General features: G+C 45.8%; 19 protein-coding genes and 1 pseudogene. 5 read left to right on the top strand and 15 right to left on the bottom strand.

What is annotated here, in order from left to right; translation table 11 throughout:
* Positions 1 to 52 precede the first annotated feature (52 nt).
* The gene (locus tag NYE53_RS01795; RefSeq protein ID WP_339246921.1) at positions 53 to 1,393 is read left to right on the top strand and encodes an amino acid permease; all 1,341 of its coding nucleotides are present in this window, start codon (positions 53 to 55) and stop codon (positions 1,391 to 1,393) included.
* 1 nt (position 1,394) lies between these two features.
* On the opposite strand, the gene NYE53_RS01790 is transcribed toward NYE53_RS01795, so the two are convergent.
* The 3 genes from NYE53_RS01790 to NYE53_RS01780 form a co-directional block, all read right to left on the bottom strand.
* A complete protein-coding gene (locus tag NYE53_RS01790) occupies positions 1,395 to 2,156 on the bottom strand; it encodes a YqcI/YcgG family protein (protein WP_015382704.1) in 762 nt (253 codons plus the stop codon).
* A 69-nt stretch (positions 2,157 to 2,225) separates the two neighbouring features.
* A complete protein-coding gene (locus NYE53_RS01785; RefSeq protein WP_003246469.1) occupies positions 2,226 to 2,855 on the bottom strand; it encodes a LysE family translocator in 630 nt (209 codons plus the stop codon).
* 73 nt (positions 2,856 to 2,928) lie between these two features.
* A complete protein-coding gene (locus tag NYE53_RS01780) occupies positions 2,929 to 3,393 on the bottom strand; it encodes a MarR family transcriptional regulator (RefSeq protein WP_014475735.1) in 465 nt (154 codons plus the stop codon).
* Positions 3,394 to 3,505: 112 nt separating this feature from the next.
* On the opposite strand from NYE53_RS01780, the gene bmr3 reads away from it, so the two are divergent.
* Positions 3,506 to 5,044 (top strand): multidrug efflux MFS transporter Bmr3, encoded by a 1,539-nt coding sequence (gene bmr3, locus NYE53_RS01775; RefSeq protein WP_063336020.1) that lies wholly within the window; start codon positions 3,506 to 3,508, stop codon positions 5,042 to 5,044.
* A 44-nt stretch (positions 5,045 to 5,088) separates the two neighbouring features.
* On the opposite strand, the gene NYE53_RS01770 is transcribed toward bmr3, so the two are convergent.
* The 5 genes and pseudogenes from NYE53_RS01770 to NYE53_RS01750 all read right to left on the bottom strand — a co-directional run bounded on the left by NYE53_RS01770 (position 5,089) and on the right by NYE53_RS01750 (position 12,177).
* Positions 5,089 to 6,714: an L-lactate permease gene (locus tag NYE53_RS01770; RefSeq protein WP_339246916.1), complete on the bottom strand. Its 1,626-nt coding sequence runs from the start codon at positions 6,712 to 6,714 to the stop codon at positions 5,089 to 5,091.
* Between the two features lie 31 nt (positions 6,715 to 6,745).
* Positions 6,746 to 7,711, bottom strand: a complete 966-nt coding sequence (locus NYE53_RS01765) for an L-lactate dehydrogenase (protein WP_047182046.1) — start codon at positions 7,709 to 7,711, stop codon at positions 6,746 to 6,748.
* Between the two features lie 176 nt (positions 7,712 to 7,887).
* Entirely contained in the window at positions 7,888 to 9,867 is a 1,980-nt protein-coding gene (amyE, locus tag NYE53_RS01760) for an alpha-amylase (protein WP_339246913.1), read from the bottom strand.
* Positions 9,868 to 10,015: 148 nt separating this feature from the next.
* Positions 10,016 to 10,628: pseudogene (locus NYE53_RS01755) on the bottom strand (DUF6773 family protein).
* A 115-nt stretch (positions 10,629 to 10,743) separates the two neighbouring features.
* Positions 10,744 to 12,177: a YfcC family protein gene (locus NYE53_RS01750; RefSeq protein ID WP_339246910.1), complete on the bottom strand. Its 1,434-nt coding sequence runs from the start codon at positions 12,175 to 12,177 to the stop codon at positions 10,744 to 10,746.
* Between the two features lie 149 nt (positions 12,178 to 12,326).
* Here NYE53_RS01750 and NYE53_RS01745 point away from each other — a divergent pair, with 149 nt between their 5' ends.
* Positions 12,327 to 13,478 (top strand): M20 peptidase aminoacylase family protein, encoded by a 1,152-nt coding sequence (locus tag NYE53_RS01745; protein ID WP_336154963.1) that lies wholly within the window; start codon positions 12,327 to 12,329, stop codon positions 13,476 to 13,478.
* Between the two features lie 37 nt (positions 13,479 to 13,515).
* On the opposite strand, the gene opuAC is transcribed toward NYE53_RS01745, so the two are convergent.
* Genes opuAC through opuAA form a run of 3 tightly spaced genes read right to left on the bottom strand, consistent with a single transcriptional unit; the run spans position 13,516 to position 16,503 of the window.
* Entirely contained in the window at positions 13,516 to 14,397 is an 882-nt protein-coding gene (gene opuAC, locus NYE53_RS01740; protein WP_003246462.1) for a glycine/proline betaine ABC transporter substrate-binding protein OpuAC, read from the bottom strand.
* Positions 14,397 to 15,245, bottom strand: coding sequence for a glycine/proline betaine ABC transporter permease subunit OpuAB (gene opuAB / locus NYE53_RS01735; RefSeq protein ID WP_003234703.1), 849 nt, complete (start codon positions 15,243 to 15,245; stop codon positions 14,397 to 14,399). The genes opuAC and opuAB overlap by 1 nt, the downstream gene beginning before the upstream one ends.
* A 1-nt stretch (position 15,246) precedes the next feature.
* Entirely contained in the window at positions 15,247 to 16,503 is a 1,257-nt protein-coding gene (gene opuAA, locus NYE53_RS01730; RefSeq protein WP_003246301.1) for a glycine/proline betaine ABC transporter ATP-binding protein OpuAA, read from the bottom strand.
* Positions 16,504 to 16,792: 289 nt separating this feature from the next.
* On the opposite strand from opuAA, the gene NYE53_RS01725 reads away from it, so the two are divergent.
* The gene (locus NYE53_RS01725; protein WP_076458377.1) at positions 16,793 to 17,095 is read left to right on the top strand and encodes a metalloregulator ArsR/SmtB family transcription factor; all 303 of its coding nucleotides are present in this window, start codon (positions 16,793 to 16,795) and stop codon (positions 17,093 to 17,095) included.
* A 68-nt stretch (positions 17,096 to 17,163) separates the two neighbouring features.
* The gene (locus NYE53_RS01720; protein ID WP_339246906.1) at positions 17,164 to 18,336 is read left to right on the top strand and encodes an MFS transporter; all 1,173 of its coding nucleotides are present in this window, start codon (positions 17,164 to 17,166) and stop codon (positions 18,334 to 18,336) included.
* Between the two features lie 285 nt (positions 18,337 to 18,621).
* Here NYE53_RS01720 and niaP read toward each other — a convergent pair whose 3' ends face one another.
* The 4 genes from niaP to NYE53_RS01700 all read right to left on the bottom strand — a co-directional run bounded on the left by niaP (position 18,622) and on the right by NYE53_RS01700 (position 23,523).
* Positions 18,622 to 19,824 (bottom strand): niacin permease NiaP, encoded by a 1,203-nt coding sequence (niaP, locus tag NYE53_RS01715; protein WP_339246904.1) that lies wholly within the window; start codon positions 19,822 to 19,824, stop codon positions 18,622 to 18,624.
* A gap of 121 nt (positions 19,825 to 19,945) precedes the next feature.
* Positions 19,946 to 21,037, bottom strand: a complete 1,092-nt coding sequence (locus NYE53_RS01710; protein WP_339246902.1) for a toxic anion resistance protein — start codon at positions 21,035 to 21,037, stop codon at positions 19,946 to 19,948.
* Positions 21,038 to 21,052: 15 nt separating this feature from the next.
* Positions 21,053 to 22,666, bottom strand: coding sequence for a YceG family protein (locus tag NYE53_RS01705; RefSeq protein ID WP_339246900.1), 1,614 nt, complete (start codon positions 22,664 to 22,666; stop codon positions 21,053 to 21,055).
* Positions 22,667 to 22,749: 83 nt separating this feature from the next.
* A complete protein-coding gene (locus NYE53_RS01700; protein WP_003234719.1) occupies positions 22,750 to 23,523 on the bottom strand; it encodes a TerC family protein in 774 nt (257 codons plus the stop codon).
* Positions 23,524 to 23,564: the final 41 nt, after the last annotated feature.

The following is a 23,564-nucleotide window of genomic DNA, read 5'->3' as shown; positions in this document are numbered from 1 at the left end:
AAGCTTCGGGCGGGTCGCAATCTAACCTTAGATAAAAGGGGTTGAATAAATAATGAGCCAAACAAAAAAAGACCAGCCAAAAGGGAATCTGGCTTGGTGGCAGCTGTCACTGATCGGAGTCGGCTGCACGATCGGAACAGGTTTTTTTCTCGGTTCCAGCATCGCAATTGTAAAAAGTGGTTTCTCCGTTCTCCTTTCATTTCTGATCGCAGGGATCGGTACGTATTTTGTCTTTGAACAGCTCGCCAAGCTGTCGGCGAAGCAGCCGGAAAAGGGCTCGTTTTGTGCGTATGCGCGAAAAGCATTCGGCAAATGGGCAGGCTTCAGCAACGGCTGGGTGTACTGGTCGTCAGAAATGCTGATTACCGGCAGCCAGCTGACAGCCATTTCGCTGTTTACGAAGCATTGGTTTCCTCAAGTGCCGCTATGGGTGTTTGCCTCAATCTACGCGGTCCTCGGGCTTCTTATTATTTTCACCGGCCTGTCTGTCTTTGAAAAAACAGAAAACGTGCTGGCAGTGATTAAAACAGCCGCTATTTTTATGTTTATTGTCATTGCCATCCTAGCTTTATGCGGTATCCTGTCAGGCGGAAATCATGGTATACATGTTCCAAATAAGACGAGTGAGTTTTTCCCATACGGCGCCATGGGGCTGTGGACAGGTTTAATCTACGCGTTTTACGCTTTTGGCGGAATTGAGGTTATGGGGCTGATGGCGGTTCACTTAAAAAAACCTGAGGAAGCGTCTAAATCAGGGAAACTGATGCTGGCGACGCTGGCGATTATTTATATCATTTCAATCGGGCTTGCTCTGCTTTTGGTTCCGTTACACGCGTTTACTGAACAGGACAGTCCATTCATTACGTCGTTAAAAGGATATCACCTTGAGGTCATCCTTGATATATTTAACGGGATTTTCATCATCGCCGGGTTCTCGACCCTTGTCGCTTCGCTTTTTGCGGTTACGACATTGCTTTGTACGATGGCTGATGACGGCGACGCGCCGAAATGCTTTACTCTAAAGGAAGGCAAAAAAATATGCTGGCCGGCACTGGGGCTGACGTTTGCGGGGCTTGTTCTCTCCATTATTCTGTCGTTAGTGCTGCCTAAAAACATTTATGAGCATATGACAACAGCTGCGGGGCTTATGCTTTTATACACTTGGCTGTTTATCCTGTTCTCCAGCAAAAAGCTGACTGATCCCGAGGGCATGAGAAAAACGCAAATTTATTTAGCGATGGTTCTGATTGCTGCGGCTGTGTCCGGTACATTGTTTGAAAAATCAAGCCGGCCCGGTTTTTTCGTCAGCATAGGTTTTCTCGTGATCATCGCCATCGTTACCTTGATCTATCAAAAAAAGCAGGGTCATAAAGATCGCCCTGCCAGCTCGTGATTTATTTCATTTTGTTGAACATATTCTTTAAATAAGAAAACGGGCACTTCGATACCTGTTTTTCGTCATCACGGAGGAAATACTGCTTCCATTCACGATTATCCTTTCCTCCGTACCAGCCTAATTGCGGGTGAATTGGAGCCTGATCATAGGCCTCTAAACGAGATCGGATCAGCCTGCTCATGTTACGGCCAAATGCAGTTGATCCATTTAGGTCCTCAAACACCCACCTTGGCTGAAACGTGATCATAAAAAAAGGAAAGCTTCGGCTTTTTCTCGCCTCGTGCGCCGGTGTAGCGCAGAGAAGAAAGTACGGCTCGCCGTCAAAACAAAACTCCCATTTATAATGCTCGGGATCGGCCGGAATGTCTTCCGGCCATTCTTTTTCGTCTTGATGACTCAGTCTATTTAAAAAGCGCCAAAACAGCTCTTCATACGCTTCAATCGAATAGTGCTCAGCCAAATCTTCCGGCGTATCAAACAACACAACGAAGGATGCGTATTTTCCCGTGTCCCGCGATATCTTGCCGTACTCCGCAAGCAACGGAGCCAGGTCCTCCGCTGTACGGTTTTCCCGCGGATCTCCTGCAAAAGCAATCCGAAGCTGATCAGTCAGAAACGCCTGGCGTCCGGGAATGCACGGAAACATATCCGCTTCGTCCCCCAGCGTTTCTGCCAGCAGCTCAAAAGCGATTCTTTGCCATTCCGGGAGCTCATCTTGACTACGTTCCAGAAAACTTTTGGTGTAAATCCCATTCACCATTGATCCACCTCCAGTATCATCTGGATACTATATTAAAACTGGAAGCGGAAGGTGACTGTCCTTCATGAATCAGCCCAATAACTGTTTGATGCCCTGATAACCAAAGTAAAAGCCAAACACAAGGAGGGATACACCGGCGATTCCGGTCAATCCTCTCAATAGCTTTTCATGAAGCAGGTTTCTGAACGTACTGGCTGTGATAGCCATGCAGAAATCCCAGATTAAAATGCCGATCATGATGCCGGAGCTATAGATTAGAAGCTGATTCATATTGTAGGCCTCTGCTGTTTTCGCAAGAATGCTTCCGTAAATTCCAAGCCAAAAAAGGATGCTCAATGGGTTTGACAATGAAATGAGAAAACCCGATGCGAATGTTTTTCTGTATGACGGTTTCCCTCGCGAGCTTCGCACATCCATCGGTTCTCTGACGTTTTTCAGCGTTTCAATTCCGGTATAGGTCAGGACAAAAAAGCCGAACAGCCACAAAAACGTTTTCACAAATGGAGCGGTCAAGAACTGCGACAGCCCGAAATAGATAAAAAGCATGTACAGCCCATCCGCTGTCATGGCGCCTAAACCGAAAATCCATGCATGCCAAAAACCGTTTTTAATTCCTTTGTCTATTTGCGCCGCATTCACTGGCCCCACAGGCGCAGACAAGGACAGTCCCAGCACAATATAGCTCAAAAAAATGTTCACCGGCCCGTACTCCCTTCTCTTATGTAACTTGTACAATTTATTCGGGAACGGGCCAAGCTATGCACAAATTCACTTACTGTTTCAGACGTTCAAGCTCTTCCTCCATAATATCGGCGGCTTTGCCTACAAAACTAAAAATGAGTTCCAGCTCCTCTTCCGTATATTCGCGGCACAACTCCATCGTCGACTCAGACAAAGGACGGAACAAATCCTTTATATGTTTTTTCGAAGCAGTCAAAGGGACGATTACGACTCTCCTGCGATCGTTCGGGTCCTTTTCACGAGCCACATACCCCGCTTTTTCCAGCCGGTCAACCAGTGCCGTGACTGACCCCGTGCTGAGGCCGGTTTTTTTCCCCAGTTCTCCGGCCGTCATCGGACCTGCTTCATTTAAGATGTCAGCTGATTTCAAATCGGTGGGAAACAGACCGAGAGCTTGAGCGGCTGCCTGATGAAACAGAACCGTTCTTGTGCCCAGTTTTCGAAAAAGCTGAACAGCAGTCTTTTCCAACTCACTTCTGGAATTTCTTGTTGACAACTGACAGTCCTCCCTATAAAATCGAGTTTATCTTGATAATCGAGATATTCAACGATCAAACTATTATCATGATATCAGAACTTACATAGAAAAGTAAGAGGAGGTAGAACAAATGGACACAACAACAGCAAAACAGGCTTCCACCAAATTTGTGGTCCTCGGTCTCCTGCTGGGCATCTTGATGTCTGCAATGGACAATACGATTGTTGCCACCGCGATGGGCAATATCGTAGCCGATCTTGGAAGCTTCGATAAATTTGCCTGGGTGACGGCATCCTATATGGTGGCGGTTATGGCTGGCATGCCGATTTACGGCAAGCTTTCCGATATGTACGGCCGAAAACGTTTTTTCCTGTTTGGACTTATTTTTTTCTTAATCGGTTCGGCTTTATGCGGGATTGCCCAGACGATGAATCAGCTGATCATCTTCCGGGCTATTCAAGGGATCGGGGGCGGCGCGCTCCTGCCGATTGCCTTTACCATTATCTTTGATTTGTTTCCGCCGGAAAAACGCGGAAAAATGTCCGGCATGTTCGGTGCTGTATTTGGATTATCCAGTGTTCTTGGTCCGCTCTTAGGCGCGATTATTACAGATTCGATCAGCTGGCACTGGGTGTTTTACATCAATGTGCCGATCGGCGCATTGTCATTGTTTTTCATTATTCGCTACTACAAAGAATCTCTGGAGCACAGAAAGCAGAAAATAGACTGGGGCGGCGCGATTACCTTAGTCGTATCCATTGTATGCCTGATGTTCGCCCTTGAGCTTGGCGGCAAAACATACGATTGGAATTCCATTCAGATCATTGGGCTGTTTATTGTATTCGCCGTTTTCTTCATTGCCTTTTTTATTGTAGAGAGGAAAGCGGAGGAGCCGATTATTTCTTTCTGGATGTTTAAGAACCGCTTGTTTGCCACAGCGCAGATTCTCGCTTTTCTGTATGGCGGAACATTTATTATTTTAGCGGTATTTATTCCGATTTTCGTTCAGGCGGTCTATGGCAGCTCGGCGACAAGCGCGGGCTTCATTCTGACGCCGATGATGATTGGATCAGTCATCGGAAGCATGATCGGCGGGATCTTCCAAACGAAGGCAAGCTTCCGCAATTTGATGCTGATATCTGTTATAGCTTTCTTTATCGGCATGCTGCTTCTTTCCAATATGACACCTGACACAGCACGGGTATGGCTGACAGTCTTTATGATGATTTCAGGCTTTGGTGTAGGCTTTAACTTCTCCCTGCTGCCGGCGGCATCGATGAATGATCTTGAACCTCGCTTTCGGGGAACAGCAAACTCTACAAATTCATTTTTGCGATCATTTGGCATGACCTTAGGCGTCACCATTTTCGGAACGGTGCAAACAAACGTATTCACGAACAAGCTGACCGACTCCTTCAGCGGCATGAAAGGCTCAGCGGGATCAGGTGCTGCGCAAAATATTGGCGACCCGCAAGAGATATTCCAAGCGGGAACACGTTCCCAGATTCCTGATGCGATCCTGAATCGCATTATTGACGCGATGTCATCAAGTATTACGTATGTCTTTTTGCTCGCTTTGATTCCAATTGTCCTCGCGGCGGTTACCATTTTGTTTATGGGAAAAGCCAGAGTGAAAACAACAGCCGAAATGACAAAGAAAGCAAATTAACATAAAAAAAGCAGTACATGCTGAGCATGTACTGCTTTTTTCTATTACACTCCAAATCTTGCAAGAATAAACGTCCATATACAAATGATCAATAACAGAATCAGGCTGTACGCCACTGTCCTTTTAAACAGTTTAGATTCCTTGCCTGTTTGGCCTACCGCTGCGGCAGCGATGGCGATAGATTGAGGAGAAACAAGTTTCGCCATGACACCGCCCGCCGTATTTGCGGCTAACAGCAAGTCTGAACCCGCACCGATCTGCGCTCCGGTGACAACCTGCAAATGGCCGAACAAAGCATTATTGCTGACAACAGAACCGGTGATGAACACGCCAATCCAGCCAAGAACAGGACTGACAAACGGGAACAGGTCTCCTGTTTTCGCCAATGCTAACCCAATTGAAGAGCTGAGCCCTGCGAAGTTGGCCAGATTGGCAAACCCCATCACGAAGCAGATCGTCATAATCGGCACCCACAGCTCTTTTCCTGTCTCCTTCAGGGAAGCAAAGGCATCCCGGGAGGAGAACTTTTTGCTGAACAGCCCTGTCACGATGACCGCCGCTAAAATCGCTGTACCAGTCGCTGACAGCAGATCAACTTTAAAGACTGCATCTAACGGCATGGCAGATGGCGCGATCGGCGGCATTTTCATAATTTGCTGATGCAGAAAAGGCATTTTGAACAGGAGCGTTGATTGATATAACAGCCCGCCTTCTTGGAAAAGCGCTTTGAAGGCAGGAAGGCTCCAGATGGTGATCGCCGCAGTTAAAATGTAGAAAGGAGACCACGCTTTCGCAATGTCAGTGGCACGGTATGCCTTTTTCTCACCAGCATCGCCGGCCCCTTCCTCGCGGTAAATCTCTTTCGGCTGCCATTTGCGGAGGAAGAGGGCAAGCCCGCCCATGCTGAATAAGGCCGCCAAAATGTTTGCTAATTCCGGCCCGAGCACCGCCATTGTCAGTGTCTGAACCGCTGTATACCCACCGCTCACAACCAGAAGAGCGGGCCATGTCTGTTTGATTCCTTTCATTCGGTCTAATAAGAATACAAGCAGGAATGGTATTAAAAATGAGATCATCGGCAGTGTCCACATTAATGTCCGAGACAGCTCAAGAGCAGACACATCACCAATCTGCGCCCCTGTGATGACAGGAATCCCAATCGCCCCAAAGGCTCCGGAGGCGGCGTTTGCAATCAAGCAGAGCGCCGCCGCTTTTAACGGTTTAAAACCAAGTTCGACGAGCAGCGCCGCACTAATCGCAATCGGAACACCAAAACCGGCCGCGCCTTCCAAAAACGCGTTAAAACAAAAACCAATTAATAATAGCTGTAATCGTTGGTCAGGCGAAATGCCGGCAATACTGGACCGAATAATGGTAAATTTCCCGGTTTTCACTGCGATTTTATACAGCCACACCGCCATTAGGACGATGTAGCCAATGGGCCACAGCCCGCTCCCGATTCCTAACAAAACAGAAGAAATCGCTTTTTCAACCGGCATATGAAATGCCAAAACGGAGACGAAGAAACTGACGGCTAGGGTAAGAAATGCCGCAAGAATGCCTTTCATTTTCAAAACAGTTAAAGCCAAAAGAAAAAAGAGAATCGGAGTGAGCGCCACAAGTGCGCTCACATACTCGTTTCCAAACGGATCATACAACTGCTCCCACATTGACAATCAGCCCTTTACTCTAAAGTTGCGGTTAGTTGACTTTTTGTTCTGCAAAATGAGGTTTTAAAATGTTTTTAAGGACGCCGGCGCTGTGAAGGAACTGTTCTTTTTCTTTCTCATTTAAGTTCAGCTCAGTGATACCTGCGATCCCTCCGCGGTTCACGACAGCCGGCACACCGATGTACACGTCATCTGCACCGTATTGCCCGTCCAAATATGTGCTGACAGTTAATATGCTGTTTTCATTATGAAGAATGGCTTTTGTAATGCGAGCAAGACTCATCGCAACCCCATAATAAGTCGCTCCTTTTTTCTCAATGATATGGTAAGCTGCGTTTTTCACATCATCTACAATTTGGTCCAGCTCCTCTTGTTTGTACGCATCGTTTTTCTCAACGAGTTCACTGACCGGCACACCGCCGACATTCGCGCGGCTCCAAACAGGAAGCTCTGTGTCGCCGTGCTCTCCGATAATATGCGCGTGCACGTTTTGAGGCGCTGCGCCAAAGTATTCGCTCAGCATGAAACGGAATCTCGCAGAATCTAGTGTTGTGCCGCTTCCGATCACCCGCTCTTTTGGCAGGCCGCTGAATTTCCATGTTGCGTAAGTCAGGATATCAACCGGATTTGTCGCGATTAAGAAAATGCCGTCAAATCCGCTCGCCATGACTTCACTGACGATGCCTTTGAAAATCTTCAAGTTCTTTTCTACTAATTCAAGCCGTGTCTCACCAGGTTTTTGGTTTGCTCCGGCGCAAATGCAGACAATATCCGCATCCTTACAGTCTTCATATGTTCCGTAAGATGTTTTGACCGGTTGTGGCGCAAACGCCTTTCCGTGGTTTAAATCCATCACATCGCCCATTGCTTTTTCTTTATTTACATCAATGACCACAAGCTCATCTGTGATCCCTTGGTTAATTAACGCAAATGCATAACTGCTTCCAACAAAACCCGCTCCGATTAAAGCTACTTTATTTACATGTTTGTTCATCATTAATCATCCTTCCAGGGTATGTTTCTCTTTGATGTCTTTTTGGTTGTGAAGTATTTCACATTTATATTGTGCAATACTTCACAAACTTTTGCAAGAGAAAAGTTTTGTCTGATTTATGAACAAAAAAGAAACCATCATTGATGGTTTCTTTCGGTAAGTCCCGTCTAGCATTGCCCTCAATGAGGAAGAGAACCGCTTAAGCCCGAGTCATTATATAAGCCATTTTGCACGTAATCAAAGCCAGGCTGATTCTGGCCGGGCACTTGGGCGCTGCCATTATTAAAAATCACTTTGGCGTTGGTTGTATCCGTGCCCGCAGGCAGCGTCAGCGTGTAAATTCCATCTGCATTTTTAGTCATTGGTTTTCCAGGCCAAGATCCGGTCAATTCAATTGCCCGGCCCCCATCATGTTTATAGATATAAGCATTTACCTGGCTCCAATGATTCGGATTTTGATAGCCGATGGTTTTGGCCGAAGCTGGATCTCTTTTAACAAAACTGTATTCCTCGGTCCTCGTTACACCATCACTGTTCGTTCCTTTTAACATGATGGTGTATGTTTTGCCAAATGGATCTCCTTTTCCGATTGTGAATTGATCTCCATCCTTAAACGCCGTCTCTGGTCCATTATTGATTTGATAAACGGCTTTTGTTGTATTCGCATCTGCACGCAGTGTAATCGTCAGTTGATCATTGAAAGAATGTGTTACACCTGTTTTGTAATTCTCAAGGAAAACATGAGGCGCTTTTGCAATATCATCAGGATAAAGCACAGCCACAGACCTAGCATTGATCGTGCCTGTCAGTTTACCGTCCTTTACTTGAAATGAACCTGCCCCAGCTTTATTATCATACCTGCCATCAGGCAATTTTGTTGGCGTATTGATAGAAACAGAGGATGAACCTGCATTTGCCAGCACAACGCCATGTGAGCCGCGCTGATTCATAAATATCTGGTTGTTTCCATTTGGGTTCGAGAGTTCCTCAGGCTGTCCAGCCATCACATTGTGAAATCTATTGACCGCAGTGATAGCCTGATCTTCAAATAAAGCACTCCCGCGATCGCCTATTTGGCTTTTCCCCGGGAATCTCACACCATTTCCGCCTCCCTCAGGTCTGGAAAAGAAAAGAGGCGTACTGCCTGAACGAGAAGCTATCACCGCCCAGCCTAAACGGATATCATCATCGCTCATCCATGTCGACTCTTCATCATCATTGGCATACGTATCATGCGATTCTACCCATGTCACTAGCTTGTCCGCAGACACATCTGATGCATAGTGGGAGATATTCGATACGCCCAGATTACGATTCTTTAAAGCGGACCTTATGGAATGCCCATAGTTAGACGCTGTCACATTCATATAATTCGCATATGAAGCATCTCTTGAAGCACTATCCTGCAGGATTTCTCCGTATTGGAACTCTGCAGATGTATTTGTGATATTCGGCCAAAATTGACTGCCGTAACTGCCATCATCGGGAAGCTCTATATGTTTGGCGGCATCAAATCGAAAACCGTCTGCCCCGTCATTCAATGCTCTTTCTAAGAACCGTTTCAGATAGGACTGTACTTGTGTATTTTGTGTATTCCAGTCATACAGCCCGAGCAATGCATTCTGCGTGACATCCCATCGATCCGACCAGTTTTTAATTTGTGTGTTTCCATGTGTCCAGTTTGGAATACTCTTAATCTCATTGGAAATCGCGGCATAGTCACTGGTGGTATGATTGATGACCGCGTCAACAATAACCTTTATGCCATATTCTTCAGCGGCTGCACACATTTCTTTAAATTCTTGTTCAGTACCTAAGTAACGGTTGCCAATTTGGTACGATGTCGGCTGATAGAGCCAGTACCAGTTCGACATGCTTTTATTTCCTTGGTTCCCTTCCTTGACTTGGTTAATCGGAGACGTCTGAATCGCTGTATATCCTGCATCATGAATATCCTTCATATTGTGTTTTAACGTATTGAACGACCAATTCCAAGCATGAAGAATGGTTCCGCTTTTGATCGACGGTGCTGTAAGCTCATTTGATTTGTTAGCCGTTTCAGCATTCGCAGCCGTTGGTCCTGCCAGAACCAAATGAAACAGCAATAAAAATCCAGCGAATAACGGCAGTAAAGAGGTTTTGAATCGTTTTGCAAACATTCTTGACACTCCTTATTTGATTTTTTGAAGACTTACTTCGGAGTCAAAAATCCCTCTTACTTCATTCTTCCGCTTCCTCCTTTCAAACTGATGTGAAGACTGGAGAATTTTGTTAACGCTTACATTTTAAATTATCACAATCACTCTATCAAAACAACTTGGCAGAGTGAATACAAATCAATGTTCCTATAAAAAAAGATGCCCGAAACTGTGAACGCTTCCCTCGCTTTCCAAACAAAAAAAGAAACCATCTATTTTTCAAGATGATTTCTTTTTTATTTCTTTTTTATTTCTTCTTTTACTGCTCTTCTGTAAGCCAGCTTCACAATCACATACCGAAGCAGAAACAGAACGCCGCCGCAGACGATAAAAAGAAGAATCATTTTCAGCCAAGCGAAGAATGTATGGGGAATCCCCCTGTCGTACATCGTAAGCACCACTACCGCAAAGGCAACCGCAATTGATTCTATTCGCTGCTGCTTCACCCGTTTTTGCAGTTCTTCTTTGGTGTCTATTCTCGGCATGAGCATTCCAGATGCCGCAGCCCTGATGCAGTAATATAAGATAATGATGAACAAAAACACAAGGCTTGCAGCCCATTCTTTAAACGGAAATTCAAACATAATGCCGCGGATGATCACATCAAGCAGCGCAAATGCTCCCGCTATCATCCCAATCTCCGACCAGATTTTTTGTTCTTTTTCTTTTACTCTCTTATTTTTCCCATTCACGCCTGAAAGTCTATTACGCAGATTATTCATGACCTTCCTCCCGCACTTTTACGAATGGCTTATGGCTTACATGTTACAATAACAGCCTGCGCTTCTGCAATGAATAACTCAAAAGCCCGCCGTACAAGCCGGCGGGCAGCAATCGTTAAAACGGCCCCCAATTGATCATGACGCCGATCACGATAAAGACAAGCCCGATCAAGAACCAAATCAGAGCAAGCGGCACCATAAACCGCAGCCACTTGACATACGGAATACCGCTGGCAGCAAGCACCGCCATGAGAACGCCGGATGTCGGGTTCACACAGTTGACGACCCCTTCTCCAAGCATAACTGCCTCCACCGCAACCTGTCTCGTGATTCCCATCAAATCAGCGAGCGGCGCCAGGATTGGAATAAATACAACGGCTTCGCCAGACCCTGAAGAGATGAGAAAATGAAGCAGCGCACTGGCGATATACATGCCGATTGCCCCGGCAATCGGGCTGAATCCGTCCAAAAGTGAAGCCAAAGCATTGACGACAGTATCGAGAAGCTTTCCATTTTCAAGGATAACGGAAATGCTTCGTGCCATCCCGACAATCAGCGCCCCGTATACAAGACTTTGGCAGCCCGTAATGAAGGTTTTGGCAATATCGTTCGCCGCAAGTCCGCCTATTAAACCGGCAAGGACAGAAATAAAAATAAATGTCGCAGCCATTTGGGAATCTGACCAGCCAAGCTTCAAAGCGCCGTATAAAAATCCGACAAGTGAGAGTCCCGCCACAGCCAATATCAGCTTATGGCGAACGGTAAACGGCACTGACTGATCTTCTTCTTTACCGGCTTCGCCCATTCCTGCCGCAGGGAACCAATCTGTTCCTAACACACTGGCATCTTTTGATTTTTTTAATTTTCTCGTATACAAATAGATATAAATAATAGAAGACAGCAAAAAGCATATGTATATCACAACTCGCAGGCCGATTCCAGAAAAAAGAGGGAGCTCCGCGATTGATTGTGATAAACCGAGCGGTGACGGTGATAATATGGTGGAGTTAAATCCAGCGTAGCAGCCGATGTAAATAACAGCGGCTCCCGCGACTGCGTCCCATTTTAAAGATCGTGCCACAATGAGGCCGATGGGGATAAAACCGATAACTGAATTCACGACAATCCCGGTTGTTCCGAGAATGGAGAACAATGCGCCGACAATACAAATAAATAATAATTGCTTTGTGCGGAATTTGCTGATGACATTGTAAATCAGGCCATTGATGGCACCCGTTTTTTCTAGAATAGCAATGGTGCCGCCTGTGAATAAAATCAGAAAGATGATGGGTGCTGATCCAACCATTCCATCCTGTAGAGAAGTAAAAAAGCTGATCAAGCTGACCGGAGACTGTTCAATTGAATGATAGCTTCCTGGAACAGCGGTCGTGACATCCCCCTTTGTCACGCGGTCAAATTCACCTGCCGGCACAATATATGAAGCGATTGCGCAAATGAAAGCAATCATAAATAAGAGGACATAGGCGTCAGGCATTTTAAATGTCGTACGTTTTTTCTTAGGCTGTGTTTCGGCTGCTGGCATAGTCATATTTCGATCCATCCCCTCTGTTTGAAAATATTAATTATTCTGAAAAGTAGCAATATGTGCTATATTATATACAGCCTATCTTCCTGTTTCAATATAAATAAAGTAAAGAAGGTAAAAATTCATTCTGATAGAAGGAGGTATTTCTTACCATGCAAAAGCTTTCAGAAGACATGAAACAAACCATTATGGACATCTTCGAGCATCTGCACGCGAACCCTGAAGTCAGCTGGAAGGAATATGAGACAACTTCATTTTTGAAACAAAAGCTTGAGGATTTAGGGTGCCGGACGCGCACGTTTTCAGACTGCACCGGGGTTGTCGGTGAAATCGGCTCAGGCTCACCTGTTGTAGCGGTACGCGCTGATATTGACGCGCTGTGGCAGGAGGTTAACGGCACATTTCGCGCCAACCATTCCTGCGGACACGATTCACATATGACAATGGCATTGGGCACGTTAATGCTGCTCAAAAAACAACCTGAGCTTCCGAAGGGCACAATCCGTTTTATCTTTCAGCCGGCAGAAGAAAAAGGCGGCGGCGCCTTGAAAATGATAGAAGAAGGCGTGCTTGATGATATCGACTATTTGTATGGCGTTCACGTCCGTCCGATCCAGGAAACACAGAACGGCCGCTGCGCTCCGTCTATTCTGCACGGATCAAGCCAGCACATTGAGGGAACGATCATCGGGGAAGAGGCTCATGGCGCCCGTCCGCACCTCGGGAAAAACAGCATTGAAATTGCGGCATTTCTTGTACATAAGCTCGGACTCATTCATATTGACCCGCAAATCCCGCATACCGTCAAAATGACAAAACTTCAAGCCGGCGGTGAAAGCTCTAACATCATTCCAGGAAAAGCATCGTTCAGCCTTGATTTGCGCGCACAGACCAATGAAGCCATGGAGGTGTTAATCGCCGAAACAGAAAGAGCCTGTGAAGCGGCCGCCGCTGCATTCGGCGCAAAAATCGAGCTGCAAAAAGAACACAGCCTTCCTGCGGCAACACAAAACAAAGAAGCTGAAGCGATCATGGCAGAAGCCATTACGGATATCATCGGGGCTGAGCGGCTTGATGATCCGCTTGTCACCACCGGCGGAGAGGATTTCCATTTTTACGCCGTGAAGGTGCCGAATCTGAAAACAACGATGCTCGGACTAGGCTGCGGGCTCCAGCCGGGGCTCCATCATCCGCACATGACCTTTGACAGAAATGCGATGTTCAACGGCATTCACATTTTAGCGAATGCCGTATTAAAAACTTTTCAAAAGGCTGATTCACCCGCTGCCGCTTACGTAAAATAACGCAAAAAAAGCAGCCTGTCACAGGCTGCTTTTTAGATTACTTCTTCAAATCTTCAATTGAGTTGACATTTTTCATATATTGAGGAACAACAAGCCCCATCTTCACACCAGTCATACTGGTGCCAATATCATCATATTTGCCTTTATATTTAGCGGCGTATGCTTTATGGGTATTCGGCAGCCATGCGGAAAGTGATGCATCCGCACTTCCCGTCGCAATTGCAGTCCACATCGGCCCAGCCTCTACCTGAGTAAGTGTTACCTCATAGCCCAAGTCTTCTAAGACTTTGCCTATGACGTTTGTACTTGCAATCTCACTGTCCCACGCCACATAGGCAAGGTTGATTTTGTCTCCCTTTACCTTTTGAACGCCTTTTGTCCATTCGGCAATCTGATCCTTGTGTTTATTGACGTACTCGGCAGCAACTTTGGCAGGTTTCTCGCCTTCTTCCACCTTGATCATGATTTCGCCCATTTCGTCTTGCGTCCATTTAAACTGGCTCAGAAGCTTTGCGGCATTCGGCTGTTCTTTGCTGAAGCCTTTGCGTGTGATCGTATGGATTTCCTCTGCGCTGCCATAAGATTGTTTCGGATCATCGAGATATTTCAGCTTATATCTGGAGAACATCCAGTGCGGTGTCCATCCTGTAATGATAATCGGTTTCTTACGGTCGTATGACTTTTTAAGCGTAGCGGTCATCGCAGCACTTGACGCTGAAATCAATGTCCAGTCATTCAGGTCATAATCCTTCATCGCTTTGTCAGTCAGGGACATAATCCCTGAACCGGGGTCAATCCCGATGATGGTCTTATTCACCTGTTCTGCTGCGGATGCATTTTCATCGTTTTCTGAACCGCAAGCCGCAAGTGAGAGCGCCAGCATGGCGGAAACGCCGATGCCGATGATTTTTTTAAGCATCAGGCATTCCCCCTGCTTTTCTTCTTCACTTTAATATTTTGAGTAATACGGTCCAGCGTAATGGCAACGATAACGATGGCGATACCGGCCTCTACTCCGACCCCGGTTTTCAGCTGTGTAACGGCACTGTATACTTCAGAACCAAGTCCCGGTGCACCGACCATTGCGGCGATAACAACCATTGATAACGCAAGCATGATGCTCTGGTTAATTCCGGCCAAAATCGTTTTTGTCGCAAGCGGAAGCTGAACTTTAAACAAACGCTGAGCTGTTGTAGAACCGAATGCCTCAGTCGCTTCAATCAAATCCGCCGGCACTTGTTTAATACCGAGAACAGTCATGCGGATTGTCGGCGGCATCGCGAAGATAACAGATGCAACAACACCCGGCACAACACCGATGTTAAAGAAGAAAATCGCCGGCAATAGATATACGAAAGCAGGCATTGTCTGCATTAAATCAAGAATTGGCGTTACAATACGGCGAACCGTTTCTTTCTGAGACGCCCAAATTCCGATCGGAACCCCGACCACAATCGAAATAATCACAGATGTCAAAACAAGCGCCAATGTTTGCAGCATTGGGTCCCAATATCCTAAATAATCGATTAGGAGGAATCCAATCAACGTAAATAACGCAATTCCCCTTGTACTGATCCACCACGCAAGTGCGGCGAAAATAATCGTTAACAAAATAGATGGAATAAATCCAAGACCAGTGACAATTCCATTTACAAAAGCGGCCAATCCGTTAGCGATTCCGTCGAAGAATCCGCCAAACGTCATCGTAATCCAGTCAACAAAACGGTCAATAATATCTGCTAAAGGTATTCTAGGCAGTCTATCCATCTTATTTCACCTCCTGTGCAGAAGGATCTTGTGTTTGTTCGTTAGTGCCTTCAGCATTGATATACTCGTTATTGCCGGCAAGTGCGCCAATCAGCGCGCCTCTTACGACAATTCCTTTCATTCTTTGCTTCTCATCCACAACCGCAATTGGAATATTCGCATCGGACACAACGTCAAAAATCTCAGTCAGATACGTATTCTCTGGTACAGTCGTAAATTCTGTATTCAAGATGTCTTGAAGTGACAAATCAGACTCAGCCGCTTTTTTCGCATCAGACGCATAGATAACACCTAATAATTTCTTTTGTTTATCCACTGCATAAATTGAAGAAATTCCAAGGTTTTTCATCAGTGTCAATGCTACGCGAGGCCCTTTATCAATCCGCACTGTTTCAGCGCGTTTCATAATGTGGCCTGCTGTGAGGACTTTAGACAAATCAACATCTTCGACGAATTTCTCAACATATTCGTTAGATGGATTCATCAGGATTTCTTCAGGCGTGCCGATTTGAACGATGTTGCCGTCCTTCATTAGGACAATTCTGTCGCCGATCCGCAACGCTTCGTCCAAGTCATGCGTAATAAAGATAATTGTTTTTCCGACATTATCGTGAAGATCAAGAAGCTCATCCTGCATATCTTTACGAATCAGTGGATCGAGCGCACTGAACGCTTCGTCCATCAGAAGGATGTCCGGGTCATTCGTCAACGCGCGGGCAAGGCCGACACGCTGCTGCATCCCGCCGGAAAGCTGGTCGGGATATTGGTGTTCAAATCCTTCCAGTCCAACGAGCTTAAGAGACTCAAGCGCTTTTTGCTGCCGCTCTTGTTTGTCTACACCTTGAAGCTCCAGTCCGTATTCTGTGTTTTCAAGTATCGTTCTGTGCGGAAACAGAGCGAACTTTTGGAAGACCATGCTGATTTTTTTCCGGCGGACTTCCCGGAGCTGGTCTTTTGACATATTTGTTATCATGTCACCATCAATGTAAATATTTCCGGCAGTCGGTTCAATAAGCCGGTTTAACATCCGTACTAAAGTTGATTTACCGCTCCCTGATAGACCCATGATGACAAATATCTCACCATCATATACTTCAAAATCTGCCTGATTAACCCCAACGGTTGATCCGGTTGCTTTCAGGATCTCTTTTTTTGTCTTTCCGTTGGCAAGCATTTGAACTGCCTTCTTTGTTTGTTTCCCAAAAATCTTAGAGACTTTCTCGACTTTTATCTTAATTGGTTTCTCATCTACACTCATATTTTCCCTCCATATTAAGCAATCTTTATTACCGTAACATTTATGTAACTTCCCACACAAACAGCATATTCTCTTTTATTCTGTACCATTTCTTTATAAACATCCATGTGACCACATGATCTTATTTATGCTTCTAAATGCTCTGTAATCCTCCTATATGATTGTATTTTACGGGTGATTTTTCGCCTATCTTTAGTTGAAAACGCTTTTATTGGAATTGAATTCCTTCTTCCTCTTATGACTTCCCTCTCCTTTACTGGAAAAATAAGTTGCTTTTTCAACATCAATTATGTATTATAGTTTCATGACTATGAAACAATCAGATGATCAAATCAGAGCACAAATTTTTAAAGCACTGTCTGATGAATCAAGGCTTGCCATTATTCGTACGCTTTATGTCAGCGGAAAAGAACTCAGCTGCGGTGAAGTAGGTGAAAAGTGCAATATTGTCAAAACCACGGCATCTTATCATTTTAAAACGCTGCGTGAAGCGGGATTGACGGCAACCCGGAAAGATTCGCGGACAAAATACGTCAGTCTGCGTGAAGACACCTTTCACACATACCTGCCTGGCTTTTTGGAAACCCTCTAACAAAGGGTTTTCTCTATACATATCTGTTTCATAGTTTTAAAGTTATAAAACAATAGGAGTGATAAAATTTGAATCGCATTTGGCTTTTCTTCAGTGTCATGTTTGTCATTGGCACGGATACCTTTTTGCTTTCGCCGCTTCTCCCCCTTTTACAGAATCAGTTTCATGTCTCTACTGATTTGTCAGGCTGGATGGTCAGTGCTTATGCACTCGGTTATGCGCTCTTCGCTTTCATTGCAGGCCCAATCTCAGACCGGCTGAACAGGAAAACAGTCATGCTGTGGGGACTTGCAGGCTTTATCGTATCCACGTTTTTATGCGGCATCGCTCCCTCTTTTGCCGCCATGTGCCTGTTCCGTTTTGCCGCAGGCGTTAGCGCTGCGTTTGTGACGCCTCAAATTTGGGCGTCCATCCCAGTCATTGTCCACCCTTCTCAGATCATAAAAGGCATGGGGATTGCGACAGCAGGTTTGGCCGCTTCACAAATGCTCGGACTTCCTATTGGAGGGTTTCTCGCTTCCTTTACATGGCATACGCCATTTTTCGTTTTGTCAGCGTGCTCGCTTATTCTACTATTGATCCTGGCGGCGGTCATGCCTGATATCCGGCCTTCTGAACCATTGGCGCGACCATCAATTGTCAACCCCTATCGGGAGCTTTTTTCATTGCCGAAAACATCGGTCATTCTGCTTGCCTATTTTCTGTTTCAAACCGGAAACTTCGCTTCGTTCAGCTTTCTGGGTGCTTGGCTTTCCGCGGATTATCATTTAACCGTGTCACAAATTGGCGCAGCTATGCTTGTACTCGGACTGGGAAATATGCTCGGGAGCCTTATCGGCAGCCGGGTTTCAGAAAAGCTGGGCATGTTTAAAACACTGATCAGCGGGATGCTGCTAATGGGCGCTCTCTATTTCGCTCTTCCTTTCTTTCCAAACTTGTTTTTAGTAGAAGCCGGCTTTTTTCTCACGTTCTTTACAGCTGGCATCATCTTTCCGTTAATGATGGGTGTCTTTCAATCCATTGCACCAAATGCGCGAGGAACCATCGCTTCCCTTTCCAATGCCGCTATGTATGCCGGAACCACTGTCGGTACAAGTATTGCAGGTTTTTTATATCAAAGCACACAGCATTTCGGAGCTGTCACAGGATTTACTGCCATTCTGTTCATACTTTCTATGACGCTCTACCAGGCAATCAGTAAAACCGGGAAACGCCAATCCGCAGCCCGGGCTCAAATGTAAAAAAGCACCTCATTCAAGAGGTGCCTCAGATTGTTGACAAAATCCTAAAATGGTTTTCATTTTAGGATTTTGTCATCTTTTCAGCGTGATTGAAAACCCTTGAAGTCTAGGAAGGACGAGCATAGGAGCGGACATTCACAGGATGTGATGACGACGGCGTTTAGGCAGGACGCCTGAGAATTTAGCCGTTGATCCACTTCGCATTGAGCACCGAAGCGCAGTACTGACAACGAATGCGAGGGTTTGTCGACACGCTGAAAGCACCTCTTTTAAGAGGTGCTTTTCCTATTCTAGCTCAGTTTGTTTCGTTTCTTTTCCCATAATCAAAATACAAGCAACCGCGAGTAAGATTGCAATGCAAAAGATTGAAAAGATGACCGAAAACGAAATATGACGGGCTGCCAGCGTTCCGACGAGCAAAGGCCCGAAGATGCCGCCGATTCTTCCAAACGCTGCTGTCGTTCCTGAACCTGTTGCTCGAATCGCAGTCGGGTATTGCTCCGGGGTATAAGCATACAGCACGCCCCACGCACCGAGATTGAAAAACGATAACAGCATTCCAGCCGTAAGCAGAAGACTTAAGGAATCCGCTGTTCCGAAGAAATAGGCGCTTCCTGCTGTGCCAATCAAGTAAATGACAAGTATCCACTTCCGGCCCGCTTTTTCAATCAGCCATGCGGCAGAGAAATAGCCCGGTAGCTGAGCAAGCGTCATCAGCAGGACATATTCAAAGCTTTGAATCATGCTGAAGCCTTTCAGCAGCATGACACTCGGGAGCCATAGGAACATGCCGTAATAAGAAAACACCACACAGAACCAAACGATCGACAGCATCACCGTCGGCCGTATATACTGTCTTGCCCAGACGCTTTTTACATTCTCCCACACCGACCTCTTTTTGGCAGAAAGCGATTCATATTTCGGCGAATCAGCCAGACTCGTCCGCAGGTACAGTGCATAAAAAGCAGTCAGCGCAGTTAACAGAAGGGCAGCCTGCCAGCCGAAGCTTGGTATCACAAAGTAAGAAATCAAGGCCGCTGCGAGCCAGCCCACGGCCCAAAAGCTTTCCAAAAGCACAATCACTCTGCCCCGCTTTTCAGGCACAACCGCTTCCGAAACGAGTGTTGAAGCGACTGGAAGCTCGCCGCCAAGTCCCATACCAATCACGAAACGAAGGATTAGAAATGCCGATAAGCTCGTCACAAAAGCGGAAATGCCGCTTCCGATGGAAAAGCATAAAAGGGTGATGATGAACACTTTTTTGCGGCCGATTCGATCAGCAAGCAAACCAAACAAAAACGCACCCGCAGCCATGCCGATGGAATTGACGCTTCCGATCCATTTCATTTCTTCGGGCGACAGATTCCACTCTACATGGAGCGCGGCGATAATAAACGATAATATTCCGACATCCATTGCATCAAACAGCCACCCCAAACCGGCGACGCCCAGCAGTTTACGCTGGGATATAGGCTGTTGTTTTCCCATTGCCAACACCTCTGATATGCAAAATGATTACCGTTTAAGTTTACACCTGTCTTTACACATTGTCATTAACTAAATGATGTAATTGAAAAACCCCGCTTATGTTCCACAAGCGGGGTTTTTCTTATTGCTGCAATGCTGCTTTTTTAATATTATCCTGAAGCTGTGCAATTCGTCTCGCGCCGTCTTCGCGGAGGCGTTTGTTTTCTTCCTCGATTTGTTTTGTTTCCTGCATGCCGCTGACAATCGTGTTCCAAGACGATTCAATCGTTTCAATATCTATGCTCGGTCTGCCGGCCATTCTGGCAATTTCAACACTTTGGCTCGAGATGTTTTCAGCATTTCGTTTCAGCATCTCGTTTGTCCGGCGGTCAAGCTCGCTCATGGAATCAGCCACAAGCTTTTGCCGCTTTACCGTAACAGCCTGAATAATGCCGTTTTTGAAAATCGGAATGGTAATGATAAACGCGGAGTTGATTTTCCCGATCAGCTTTGCATTTCCTCGCTGCAGAAGACGGATTTGAGGTGCAGTTTGAAGCGCCACCATCCGTGCCATATCCAGATCATACACCCGTTCCTCAAGCGCCTGAATGCCGTTGCGCAACGTATCGAGCTGCATTTGCGCCAGCTGGTTCCCGCTTGCCGCTTTTTCCTCATATGAAGGAAGTATCGACTGCATCTTTTCCAGTTTCATCTGCCCGGCAACGACGTATTTTTCAAGCTCCATATAGTATTTGATATTGTTTTCATACATTTCATCGAGCGTGTAGTTCGTCTTCGTCATCTCATCTTTGTATTTTGAAATCTCAACGTGGATTTTTTCAATCTCTCCGCCAAGTGTCTGATACTTTTTAAAGATTTTTTCAATCATGCTGCCGCCGCGTTTGAAAATTTTCGCCATTAATCCCTTTGGCTCATCAAAATCATTTTTGTCGAAGCGGTCCATGATTTTCCCAAGCTGAGTCAGCATTGTGCCGGAGTCTGTCACGCTTGTTGTTTTCATCATCCCTAAGATGCGGTCAGAGAACTTGGATATTTCAACGGCCGGCTCCTTGCCGTATTCAAGCAGCTCCATTTGGTTTTTGACGTCAATTTGTTGAGCAAGCCGCTTCACTTCTGGTTCCTGACGGAGCTGAAGACGGATATCGTCAGCTTTTTGCTGGGAAATCTCTTCATTTTTATCGAGAACAAGCGGATTTTGATTTTCTGTTGTCATGCTTTTCTTCTCTCCTTATTTTTGGGTAATGGTTCTGAAGAGCCTTTTCACAAGCGAAGGCTCTTTGTAGTCCTGCTGAAACACCATGTCATCCAGCCAGTGGATATCATACTGATCCTCTTCAATAAACTGCTCAATATCCTGGTGTCCTGGCGGATTATAAATGATGATATCGATTCCGATTTCATTCAGGAACAGCAGGGCGGCAGCATCCGAACGCGTGAGTCCGCCGCTCATTTCCGTATGATATAAAACGAGTTTCGGAACGGTTTGCGCATAGTCGAACATTTGAATCAATTTCAGCAGATTAGCAGGCAGGTTTGTTGTTTGTTTAAACAAATAGATTTGAACATCCTTGACTTGTTCCTGATGCAAAGCTTTAAGCCGCGGGTGCCTGCACATTCTCGAAATCGTTTTGGCAATGGCAGTCTGAACGCCTGCCGGCAGCTGTTTGTACTGCCACACATTGCTTGCCATCAGCTTGTCCGGATCAATGTTCCCTTCTTGATCAAGTGCGTGGCTGTAGTGAAATTGATAGTTCGACTTTATTTCTTCTGTAAATGGAAAGCTTCTGACCATTTCTGTTTCCTGATAATCCGCTAGAGTATGAAGCCTGTTCCAATATTCCTTATTGTCTTTCGACACGCCCATAATTTTGGCGAATACATTCGGAATCTCAATGGAATGTTTATCAGCTTTGAAATTCGGCCGAATAAAGGCGCGTTCTTTCGTGATTAAAAACAATTCATCATAGGTCGTTTTCAGCGTAACGGACACCGGTGTGTGATCTCTGAACTGCCACGGCTTATACAGCATGGATTCCTCGTGATTCAGCACATGTTCAATTTCCTTTGTTGAGCGGTAAGCCACTGTTGATTTCCGGTCTGGTTTTTCTTTCGGAAACGGCTGAAGCTCCGAAACATCCGGGAGCTTTTCCGTAAAACTGAGCTCCTGCTTCGGGTCGACAAGCGCCAGCTGATCCGTTCCCGCCGGATGGAACAGCAGTACATCACAGCCGACCAGCATCAGATAATATAAGAAATAGAGCTGGCTTTTCGTCGCATCTCCATACCAAACAACCTTCGGCATCTCCCGCTCTATATCGGTTTTTTCCAGCCAAGGGTTCAGATGGTTTAAGGAAAACTTCGAGACATCAAGCAGCACTCTGCGAAAATCAGGATGATTCAGCCCCTTTTCATGACTGTCCGCAAAGGTATGTAAAAGCGTCATCAGCGCTTTTCTAAAATGGCGGTGCATCAGGGGATTTGAGTGCTTCGCAATCAGCTTTTCCCCGTCCAGAAAGGCAACAAAGCGGCTGACTGACAGCCCTTTTTCTTTCTGATTGATGGAATGAATATGCTGAAGCTTTTGAAATGTTTCCGGTTCGATTGTTTTATCGAGCGTTTCACTCAAAATCGTTATGCGGTCGTTTACAGACAGCTCATACAGCTCATTATAGTAGTCCGTCTCATCAATAGGCGTGCCCAATATCTGTCCGGCAAGACGAGAAAAAGAAAGGCCTTGTGCAGTTTCATAGTGATCCCGCTCCGGCAATGGCTGAAACAGCAGGCTTTTCCAATCCCCATCAGCCGGAAGTGCTTTATGAATGGTTAGTTCTTCTTGTCTCATCATATCCTCCTTTCCGGTTTGTCATTGAACGATATTTCGGTAACAAAAAAGGAAGGACATTGAACCTCCCTCCTTGTTTTGTTTTATTCTTCTTTTGAAGCGGCTGTTTGTTCGCGCACCTGCTTTTGTTTATTGATGTAGTGAATGATCAATGTTACCGCAAATGCAGCGATAATGATAATGAAGAATACAGAGTGCGGCATTTCGTAATGGAAAGCACTCCCCGCCATTTTCAGCGCGATAATGCCGATTAAGACGAATGCTGTGTTTTCCAGCTCAGGAATTTTATCAATCAGCACAAGGAACACTTTTGCCACTGTACGCATCATTAAAATACCAAGCATACCGCCGATCAGAAGCACCCATACTTTTTCAGATACTGCAAACGCGGCCAGGATGCTGTCCACAGAGAAGGCAAGATCCATTAATTCTACTGAAATGACAGTCGCCCAGAAGATCCCGAACGTACGGACCATCCAAGAGTTTTTCTTGATGCCGTCCGCTTCCTCTTCTTTTTCGCCAATCCAGAAGTGCTTAATGACGAGCCAAGCCAGGTAAAGCGCGCCAAGCACCTTGATCCACCAGAATTTAATGAGAAGCATACCGAGCCCGATGAAAATAAACCTGAAAATATAAGCTCCAAATAAACCATACGTTAACGCTTTTTTCCGCTGTTTTTCCGGCAGGTGTTTAACCATGACCGCAAGAACTAGCGCGTTATCGGCCGATAAAAGGCCTTCCAGAACAACAAGGGAACCGATCAAACCCCAGGAAACAGGATCAGTCAGAACTTCCCCCCACATTTTCCAATCGAAAAATGAAGCATACGTAGACAAAATATGATGTAAAAAGTCCAAGTTTTTTCCTCCTATTAATTTGAAACGGTGACTTCTCTATT

It is taken from the genome of Bacillus sp. FSL R5-0523, from assembly GCF_037975295.1.
In the GTDB taxonomy this organism is placed as follows: Bacteria; Bacillota; Bacilli; order Bacillales; family Bacillaceae; genus Bacillus; species Bacillus subtilis.
Note: the sequence above shows the minus strand (reverse complement) of the source record. Positions and strands in the feature narration are given on the sequence as shown.

Bases quoted from the DNA above. Each gene is read 5' to 3' on its own strand.
- NYE53_RS01795 (WP_339246921.1), top strand. From the start codon at position 53: ATGAGCCAAACAAAAAAAGACCAGCCAAAAGGGAATCTGGCTTGGTGG.
- NYE53_RS01790 (WP_015382704.1), bottom strand. From the start codon at position 2,156: ATGGTGAATGGGATTTACACCAAAAGTTTTCTGGAACGTAGTCAAGAT.
- bmr3 (WP_063336020.1), top strand. From the start codon at position 3,506: ATGGACACAACAACAGCAAAACAGGCTTCCACCAAATTTGTGGTCCTC.
- NYE53_RS01770 (WP_339246916.1), bottom strand. From the start codon at position 6,714: ATGTGGGAGCAGTTGTATGATCCGTTTGGAAACGAGTATGTGAGCGCA.
- NYE53_RS01765 (WP_047182046.1), bottom strand. From the start codon at position 7,711: ATGATGAACAAACATGTAAATAAAGTAGCTTTAATCGGAGCGGGTTTT.
- amyE (WP_339246913.1), bottom strand. From the start codon at position 9,867: ATGTTTGCAAAACGATTCAAAACCTCTTTACTGCCGTTATTCGCTGGA.
- NYE53_RS01750 (WP_339246910.1), bottom strand. From the start codon at position 12,177: ATGACTATGCCAGCAGCCGAAACACAGCCTAAGAAAAAACGTACGACA.
- NYE53_RS01745 (WP_336154963.1), top strand. From the start codon at position 12,327: ATGCAAAAGCTTTCAGAAGACATGAAACAAACCATTATGGACATCTTC.
- opuAC (WP_003246462.1), bottom strand. From the start codon at position 14,397: ATGCTTAAAAAAATCATCGGCATCGGCGTTTCCGCCATGCTGGCGCTC.
- opuAB (WP_003234703.1), bottom strand. From the start codon at position 15,245: ATGGATAGACTGCCTAGAATACCTTTAGCAGATATTATTGACCGTTTT.
- opuAA (WP_003246301.1), bottom strand. From the start codon at position 16,503: ATGAGTGTAGATGAGAAACCAATTAAGATAAAAGTCGAGAAAGTCTCT.
- NYE53_RS01725 (WP_076458377.1), top strand. From the start codon at position 16,793: ATGTATTATAGTTTCATGACTATGAAACAATCAGATGATCAAATCAGA.
- niaP (WP_339246904.1), bottom strand. From the start codon at position 19,824: ATGGGAAAACAACAGCCTATATCCCAGCGTAAACTGCTGGGCGTCGCC.
- NYE53_RS01710 (WP_339246902.1), bottom strand. From the start codon at position 21,037: ATGACAACAGAAAATCAAAATCCGCTTGTTCTCGATAAAAATGAAGAG.
- NYE53_RS01705 (WP_339246900.1), bottom strand. From the start codon at position 22,666: ATGAGACAAGAAGAACTAACCATTCATAAAGCACTTCCGGCTGATGGG.